The following is an 8,162-nucleotide window of genomic DNA, read 5'->3' on the forward strand; positions in this document are numbered from 1 at the left end:
GCACCGGCGACGACCAGCTGGACGGTGGCGAGGGCAACGACCGTCTCCAGGGCGCGGCCGGGGCCGACGCGCTGATCGGCGGCGACGGCATCGACACCGCCATCTACACCGCCAGCCGCACCGGGGTGACCGTGGACCTGGCGGCCGGCACCGGCAGCGGCGGCGACGCCCAGGGCGACACCCTGGCCGGGATCGAGCAGGTGGAAGGCTCCGGCGCCAACGACATCCTGACCGGCGATGCCGGCAACAACGCCTTCTGGGGTGGCGCCGGCAACGATATCCTCAAGGGCGGTGTCGGGGCGGACTTCCTGAAGGGCGGCGCGGGCAACGATACCTTCGCCTATGCCAGCATCGCCGACAGCACGGTGGCGTCGGCCGGCAAGGACGTGATCGCCGATTTCGCCACGGGCGACCGGATCGACCTGTCCGGCATCGACGCCGACGGCAACGAGGCGAATGGCAACACCGCCTTCACCTTCGGCACCGGCGGCTTCACCGCGGCCGGCCAGATCCGGATCGTCGATTTCGGCGATGGCCGCCAGGGCGTCTATCTCGAGACCACCGGCGACAAGGTCCCGGACTCGATCATCACCGTGTACGCCGACCATGCCCTGACGGCGGCCGATTTCGTGCTGTAGCGCATCCTCGGGCCGGGTGTCGCAAGGCGCCCGGCCTCCGTGCGAACGTGTCAGCCGAAGAGTTCGTGCGCGAGGTGAGCCGCAGGATCGGCCTCCCGCCCGACCCGTCCTGGCTACCGCCGGGCTGTATCGACGCAGCAGTGACCGTCGACGTGGTGGCAGAGACCGCCGGGCCTGAGGAGGCCGTCGCCAGCCGGCTCATGTCGGCACCGTCGAAACCCAACAGCAGCTGAGCGTCGGGTGGCTCGACGGTGCGAGTTGGGTTCGCCCTGACGAACCCAACATCCTGCCGCCCGAGCCTCTGTTGGGTTCGCGTGCTGCGAACCCAATCTACGAAGACACCACCGGCCTGCCCGCCTTCCACACTCCCGCTCCCTTTGCGAGAGGGGTAGGGGGAGGGGCCTGCGCGCGTCCGCGCGCGGACAGGCTCCTGCTGTCAGGGCCGGATCATGAGGAGCTGGTCCTTGCGTCGAAAACCCCCTTCCCCTGCCCCTACGGCGAGGGGAGGGGGAGAACAGAAGGGGCCGGTCGGCTCAAATGGCTGTGGTCCGAAGGGTTCTGCCAGATGGGAGGGGCAACGCGACGAGCCGGCAGGGGGTGGCGACGGGAACCCCAAATGCCGATAGGACGGGAATAACAATCCGGTATGCGTTCGGGTGGTTCCCGTCTCGCACAATTCCATGTATGTCGTGGGGTCGCATCGGGCCGCGTCGTCCAGCCTTGCAACCCCGAATCAGAGTGGCGCTATGCTGAGAACCCGTCCTCGCAATCTTGTCCTCGGTGCCCTGGCCGGCCTTGCCGTCGCGGCCGGCGTCGCCGTGCCGGGAACGGCCTCGGCGCAGAACGTGCAGTACATCTCCTCCAGCCGCGACTGGCACGCCTTCCAGTTCACCGAGAATGGCGGCAAGGCCTGCTACATCGCCTCGAAGCCGACCAAGGCCGAGCCCGCCAATGTTCGCCATGGCGACGTGTTCATCCTGGTCACCAACCGGCCGGCGGAGAAGCAGAAGAACGTCGTCAGCCTGCAGGTCGGCTACACGCTGAAGCAGGGGGCCGACGTCACCCTGACGATCGGCGGCAAGAACTTCCAGCTGTTCACCGACGGCAACACCGCCTGGTCGCGCGACGCGGCGGCGGATGACGCGCTGGTCGCGGCGATGAAGGGCGGGTCGACCCTGACGGTCAAGGCCACCTCCTCGCGCGGCACCGGCACCAACTACACCTTCTCCCTCGCCGGCATCTCGGCGGCGCTGGGCGAGATCAACAAAGCCTGCGGCGCCTGACCGCGGGTTTTGGTCCCGGGCGGTCGCCAGACCGCCGCTGTTGATGTAAAACGGCTCGGCCCCTTCCTTATGGGAGGGGCCATCGCCATTTCAGGGCCTTCCGGAGGTCCCATGGGTATCGAAACGCACGCCACCACCTTCGCGCCGCCCGCGCCCCGCGCCGACGGCCGCATCAACTTGGTCGGGCTCGACCGTGCCGAACTGGCGGAGACGCTGGCGACCCTGGGTGAGCCGGCATTCCGCGCGCGCCAGCTGTTCGGCTGGATGTACAAGCGCGGTGCCACCGATTTCCAGGCGATGAGCGACATGGCCAAGGGTCTGCGCGCCAAGCTGGCGGAGGGCTTCGCCCTCGACCGGCCGGCGGTGGTGCGGCAGCAGGACTCCTTCGACGGCACCAAGAAGTGGCTGGCCCGGATGGAAGACGGGCAGGAGATCGAATCGGTGCACATCCCGGAGGAGGATCGCGGCACGCTCTGCGTCTCCTCCCAGGTCGGCTGCACCCTGACCTGCAAGTTCTGCCACACCGGCACCCAGCGCCTGGTCCGCAACCTCGAGGCCTCCGAGATCGTCGGCCAGGTCATGCTGGCCCGCGACATCCTGGAGGATTGGGGCCGGGAAGGGGATGACCGCCAGCTCACCAACATCGTCATGATGGGGATGGGCGAGCCGCTGTACAATTTCGAGAACGTCAAGCGCGCGCTGAAGCTGGTGATGGACCCCGAGGGCATCGCCCTGTCGCGCCGCCGCATCACCCTGTCGACCGCCGGCGTGGTGCCGATGATGAAGCGCTGCGGCGAGGAGCTGGGCGTGAACCTGGCGGTGTCGCTGCACGCCGTGACCGACGAACTGCGCGACCAGATCGTGCCGATCAACAAGAAGTACCCGGTCAAGGAGCTGCTGGACGCCTGCCGCGAATATCCCGGCGTCAACAACGCCCGCCGCATCACCTTCGAATACGTGATGCTGAAGGACGTCAACGACACCCCGGCCGATGCCCGCCAGCTGGTGCGCATCCTCAAGGGCATCCCGGCGAAGATGAACCTGATCCCCTTCAACCCCTGGCCGGGCGCGCCCTTCGAATGCTCGACGCCGGAGGCGATCGAGCGCTTCGCCGACATCCTGATGGAGGCCGGCTACGCCAGCCCGATCCGGACGCCGCGCGGCAGCGACATCCTCGCCGCCTGCGGCCAGCTGAAGTCGGACAGCGTGCGCCAGCGCGCCTCGGCCCGGGCGGCATCCGCCCCGGCGGCGGCCGCGCACTGATCGGTCGGGCATGACGCTGGTCGACTTCCTCTACAGCCAGGCCGGCCACAGCCTCCTGCTGTCGCTGCTGACGATCCCGGGCTTCATCCTGATCCTGCGGCGGGCGGGGTTCTCTTGGGCCTGGTCGCTGCTGGCGCTGCTGCCCAGCATCGGCCTGGTGCTGGTCTTCGCCGTGCTGCTGTTCCGCCGCTGGCCGGCGATCGCCGCCATGGAGGCGAAGCGGTGAGTGACATCCTCGATGTCCTGACAACGATCTACGGTCCGGGCTGGATGGGGATGCTGCCGCATTGGGGCACCAACCTTGTCATCGGCATCTACATCGTGCTGCTGATGAGCTTCGCCGCCTATGCGCTGGTCAAGGCGCGGGTGACGCCGCTGTGGTCGTTGCTGCTGCTGGTGCCGCCCATCGTGCCGATCGTGCTCTTCGTCATCGCCTTCATCCGCTGGCCCCGCATCGACGGGCAGCGGCCGCACATCGTGCACCGGGGATGAGGCGCCTCGGCCTGGCTGTCGCGCCGGCCTGGCTTCTGCTCTCGTCCCATGCCTTCGCCGCCGAGACCGACATCCCCGGCTGGAACGGCCTGACCTGGGGCATGACCGCGCAGCAGGTCGACGCCGCCCTGCCGCAGGCCGTGCCGCTGTCGCCGCCCTGGGATTTCGGGCCGCTCTATGCCGAGCGCATGGTCCGGAACGTGGTGGTCGGCGGCATCGCCTTCGACCTGGTGCCGGAACTGGCGCGCCAGGACGGAAGGCTGGCGCAGATCCTGTTCGAGCGGCGATCGCCGATCCCGGGCCCGTCGGAGCTGCAATCCTTTGTCAACGACCTGCATGCCCGGCTGGGGCCGCCGGCCGAAAGCTGCGTGGTCGAGGCCGGGCTGGTCACCCGCCTGTGGCGCTTTCCCTCGGCCCAGGTGGCGCTGACCGCGGTCGACTTTACCGCCGACGGCAGCCGCGGCCGCCTTCAGAGGCTTCTGCTGCGCTACACCGCCGCCGACCGCGCGCCGCGGTCGCCTTGCGAACGGAACAAACCCGGATCATGAACGCGATGGCAACGGAATCGCTTCATTCCGCGGCGATCGGGGTCTAGGGTCGAGGCTCTATCGAACGCCGTGATTCCTCTCAGCCCCACCGGGAGCCAAGAGCATGAGTGAGTCCTCCGAATACGTGCCGCCGAAGGTCTGGACCTGGGACAAGGCGAATGGCGGCGCCTTCGCCAGCACCAACCGCCCGATCGCGGGGCCGACGCATGACAAGGAGCTGCCGGTCGGCCGCCATCCGTTCCAGCTCTATTCGCTGGCGACGCCGAACGGCCAGAAGGTGACGATCCTGTTCGAGGAGCTGCTGGCCGCGGGGCACAGCGGCGCCGAATACGACGCCTGGCCGATCCGCATCGGCGACGGCGACCAGTTCGGCAGCGGCTTCGTCGACGCCAACCCGAACTCGAAGATCCCGGCGCTGGTCGACCGCAGCGGCCCGACCCCGGTCCGGGTGTTCGAATCCGGCGCCATCCTGATGCATCTGGCCGAGAAGTTCGGGGCATTCCTGCCGGCTTCCGGTCCGGCCCGCGCCGAGACCCTGTCCTGGCTGTTCTGGCAGATGGGCAGCGCCCCGTTCCTCGGCGGCGGCTTCGGTCATTTCTTCGTCTATGCCCCGGTGAAGATCGAATATGCGATCAACCGCTATGCGATGGAGGCCAAGCGCCTGTTCGACGTGCTCGACCGGCGGCTGGCAGAAACCGAGTATGTCGCGGGCAACGAGTACACCATCGCCGACATGGCGAACTGGCCCTGGTTCGGCGGCCTGGCGCTCGGCCGGTCCTACACCCGCGCCGACGAGTTCCTCGACCTGGCCAGCTACAAGAACGTGCAGCGCTGGGCCAAGGCGATCGACGCCCGGCCGGCGGTGAAGCGCGGCCGCATCGTCAACCGCCTGTCCGGCGACCCGTCGGAGCAGCTGCACGAGCGGCACGACGCCAGCGACTTCGCGACCCGGACCCAGGACAAGCTCGCGCCCCAGGCCTGAGCCGCTTGGCAAAAGGAAAGCGCCCCGCCGTGAGGCGGGGCGCGGTCCGGTACAAGCCCGTCGGGTCAGACGTAGGTGAAATCCGACGCCGTCAGGTGCAGCGCGGCCAGGTCGTCCACGCTGTGCACGTTGCTCAACTCGGCGAACACATCCGCATGGTCGGCCGACGTGACATAGGCCAGGTTCGCGGTGCCGCTCTTGCTGTCGTAGTAGGCGATGATGTCGCCGGCGGCCTCGCCGGAGACCCCCTGCGCAGCAGCGGAGCCCGAGGCGAAGCTCTGGTCGGTGATCACCACCACATGCTCGCCATTGGCGCCTGAGGCCGCACCGCTGTAGAAGGTGTCGACCGCGCTGCCAGACCCGCCGGAGGCGTGGTTGACGAAGTTCGCGCCGGCGCCGTCGGTGCCGATGCCCTTCGCGTCGAAGGCGAACTTGTCGTGCGCCGCATCGAAGTCGGTGACGGTGGTGAAGCCCTGGATCGAGCCGAACTTCGGGTCGTGGAAGCGGAACAGGAAGGTGTCGTCGCCGGCGCCGCCGGTCAGATAGTCCCTGCCGTCACCGCTGATGAGAGTGTCGTTGCCGGAGTCGCCATAGAGCTTGTCGTTACCCTCGCCGACATCGGTGCGCGGTGTGTCGCGGCCGTTGTCGCCGGCGAGAACGTCGTCGCCGAGGCCGCCATGGAGGGCATCGTTGCCCTCGCTGCCGAAGAGATGGTCGTTGCCGGCGCCGCCATAGAGATGGTCGATGTTCTGGCCGCCGAAGATGAAATCGTTGCCGTCGTCACCGTAGAGGGTGTCGTTGCCCTGGTCGCCGTTGATGTGGTCGTCACCGGTGCCGCCCCGGACGGTGTCGTCGCCGAGATTGCCCGTGAGGATATCGTTGCCGTCGTCGCCGCGGATCAGGTCGTTGCCCGAGCCGCCGTCGATGTTGTCGAGGCCACTGCCACCCTTGGCGACGTCGTTGCCTTCGCCTGCCAGAATGGTGTCGTTACCGAGATCACCGTTGATCCGGTCATTGCCCCAGGGATCGATGATCAGATCGTCACCGGTGCCGCCGACAAGGATGTCGTCGCCCAGTCCGCCCAGGATCAGATTTGGCATGACTGAATACTCCTTTATGGGGGAAACCTTATGCCCACAGGCATAATACTCAGAATCGTGACCGTTGCATGAATCATCACAAGATTTCCCTTATGTCTACACACAGAGTTCATCACGGGAGCTGAGGGAAATGCCATGAGCATTTTGTGAATGAACGGTTAAAATCCTGGAAGCCGCGGCAGGCCTGGGATTGGTAAGAGCGAATCTGAGACTGCCTAAAATTTGATCTCTGTAGGCCCTTTCGTTCCGGTTCAAATTTGTCATAGCCGAATCCTCGATATCATGGCCTCAGGGTTCGGTGAGACGAATCAAATCAGAATCGGCCGCTGATGTGATAGGTTCTGAGAACGGCGGGCTCATTGAAATCTGTGGCCACCACGTTGCCGACCAGACCGGCGGGTAAATGGGGGCGTCGCCCGATCGTTGCGCAGGCCGACGATCCGCCGCCGGGACCGCCTCCGGCGACATATCTCGATATTCCAGCCGCTTGCGGCTTGATCCGCCCGGCCGGTCGCGCGCGCAAGTTTCGGTCGAATCTGCATCCGGTGACTAGGCGAGGGCCGGAAGGCTGCCTATGTGACTGGCTTCGGCTCACTTGGCCGACCGGCCGGGATCTCATTCGGCCGTGAACGACGGCCGCTTCGGCGGCCTATGGAGTGAAGACGTATGGCGACTGGTACCGTGAAGTGGTTCAACACCACCAAGGGCTTCGGGTTCATTCAGCCGGACAACGGCGGCAAGGACGTGTTCGTCCACATCTCGGCGGTCGAAGCCGCGGGGCTGCGGAGCCTGAACGAGGGTCAGCAGGTCACGTTCGAGCTGGCGCGCGGCCGCGACGGCCGGGAGTCGGCTGCGAACCTCGTGGTTTCCTGACGGTCCGCATCGAGCACTGAAGCAAAAGGGCGGCATCCTGCGCGGATGCCGCCCTTTTTGCTGGTGAGGCCCCTGAGCCCGGTTCAGCGGTAGCGTGACAGGAACCGTTCGCGCGGGGTTTCGCCGATCCTGGTGCCGGCGCGCATGCCGCGCAGGGCCGTGGTCTCGCGCCAGGGCAGGGCGGTGGCGGCGACCGGCGGCACGACGGCGATGGGCCGCTTGGCGGCATCGACCGCAGCTGGGGGCGCCTCCTCCGCCCCGGAGCCCTCGACCAGTTCGGTCAGGGCGTCATAAACCTGCCGGATGATCTCCGGCACATGCGCGGCAGAGGTCGTGGTGCCGCGCAGATGGGCGGCGACGATCGCCGCCGTGACTTCGAGAACCTGGCTCGGCGTCGCCAGCGCCGCTGCGCCGATCTCATCGATGGGCATCCGGCCCCCTCGTATCTGTTGCTCCACTCCGTCCGTCCACATGACGTCCGGGCGGCGGCGCTTCTTCCCTCGGGCCGAAGCGGCAGGCCCGTTTTCTCGCCGCCGGAGCATTAAGGCGCGAGAGGCCATCTGGTTCTCCGCGAAGTGCTCGATGGCGGGATTTTCGCCGTTCCGTCACACCCCGGGGGCGGGTGCCGCGCCGGTCTCGCCGAGGATCGCGGCAGAACGCCGCATCGCCTGGGACGGACCCTTGATGATGTCGGCCGCGGCATGCAGCAGAGCGAGGCCCAAAAGCAGAAAGGCCCGGCTCGCGCCGGGCCTCTCCGAAGGCTGTCCGGTGATGGGCCGGCTTACGCCGCCTTCACCATGCTGCGCAGCACGTACTGCAGGATGCCGCCGTTCTTGAAGTACTCCAGCTCGTCCAGCGTATCGATGCGGCAGAGCAGCGGCACGTCCTGGCGGCTGCCATCGGCGCGGGTGATGGTCAGCACCATCTCCATCCGCGGCTTCAGCCCGTCGGCGATGCCGAGGATGTCGTAGGTCTCGGTGCCC

At 67.3% G+C, this 8,162-nt stretch carries 10 protein-coding genes and 1 pseudogene; 8 read left to right on the top strand and 3 right to left on the bottom strand.

The features are described 5' to 3' along the window. From ABDW35_RS26325 to yghU, 7 genes and pseudogenes are all read left to right on the top strand, one after another. Positions 1-638: pseudogene (locus tag ABDW35_RS26325) on the top strand (hypothetical protein); the annotation flags it as partial. Between the two features lie 746 nt (positions 639-1,384). Then, positions 1,385-1,921: an invasion associated locus B family protein gene (locus ABDW35_RS26330; RefSeq protein WP_343716824.1), complete on the top strand. Its 537-nt coding sequence runs from the start codon at positions 1,385-1,387 to the stop codon at positions 1,919-1,921. A gap of 111 nt (positions 1,922-2,032) precedes the next feature. Next, on the top strand, positions 2,033-3,184 hold the full coding sequence (gene rlmN, locus ABDW35_RS26335; RefSeq protein ID WP_343716825.1) for a 23S rRNA (adenine(2503)-C(2))-methyltransferase RlmN: 1,152 nt from the start codon (positions 2,033-2,035) through the stop codon (positions 3,182-3,184). A gap of 10 nt (positions 3,185-3,194) precedes the next feature. After that, positions 3,195-3,410 (top strand): hypothetical protein, encoded by a 216-nt coding sequence (locus ABDW35_RS26340; RefSeq protein WP_343716826.1) that lies wholly within the window; start codon positions 3,195-3,197, stop codon positions 3,408-3,410. Further along, complete coding sequence (locus ABDW35_RS26345) at positions 3,407-3,676, top strand: hypothetical protein (RefSeq protein WP_343716827.1); 270 nt, start codon at positions 3,407-3,409, stop codon at positions 3,674-3,676. Before ABDW35_RS26340 ends, ABDW35_RS26345 begins: the two co-directional genes overlap by 4 nt. Then, on the top strand, positions 3,673-4,224 hold the full coding sequence (locus ABDW35_RS26350) for a hypothetical protein (RefSeq protein WP_343716828.1): 552 nt from the start codon (positions 3,673-3,675) through the stop codon (positions 4,222-4,224). The genes ABDW35_RS26345 and ABDW35_RS26350 overlap by 4 nt, the downstream gene beginning before the upstream one ends. A 103-nt stretch (positions 4,225-4,327) precedes the next feature. Then, complete coding sequence (gene yghU, locus ABDW35_RS26355) at positions 4,328-5,206, top strand: glutathione-dependent disulfide-bond oxidoreductase (protein WP_343716829.1); 879 nt, start codon at positions 4,328-4,330, stop codon at positions 5,204-5,206. 65 nt (positions 5,207-5,271) lie between these two features. Here yghU and ABDW35_RS26360 read toward each other — a convergent pair whose 3' ends face one another. Further along, positions 5,272-6,306, bottom strand: coding sequence for a calcium-binding protein (locus tag ABDW35_RS26360; protein WP_343716830.1), 1,035 nt, complete (start codon positions 6,304-6,306; stop codon positions 5,272-5,274). A 666-nt stretch (positions 6,307-6,972) separates the two neighbouring features. Between ABDW35_RS26360 and ABDW35_RS26365 the strand changes: the two genes are divergently transcribed. After that, positions 6,973-7,179, top strand: a complete 207-nt coding sequence (locus ABDW35_RS26365; protein ID WP_088154533.1) for a cold-shock protein — start codon at positions 6,973-6,975, stop codon at positions 7,177-7,179. Positions 7,180-7,262: 83 nt separating this feature from the next. Here the strand turns inward: ABDW35_RS26365 and ABDW35_RS26370 are convergent, their stop codons facing one another. Together ABDW35_RS26370 and ABDW35_RS26375 are read right to left on the bottom strand one after the other, a co-directional pair. Further along, positions 7,263-7,610 (bottom strand): MucR family transcriptional regulator, encoded by a 348-nt coding sequence (locus ABDW35_RS26370; protein ID WP_343716831.1) that lies wholly within the window; start codon positions 7,608-7,610, stop codon positions 7,263-7,265. Positions 7,611-7,960: 350 nt separating this feature from the next. Beyond that, positions 7,961-8,162, bottom strand: a 202-nt coding sequence (locus ABDW35_RS26375) for a hypothetical protein (RefSeq protein WP_343716832.1), incomplete at its 5' end; no start/stop codon positions are given.

Source organism: Inquilinus sp. (assembly GCF_039594555.1).
Classification (GTDB): domain Bacteria; phylum Pseudomonadota; class Alphaproteobacteria; order DSM-16000; family Inquilinaceae; genus Inquilinus.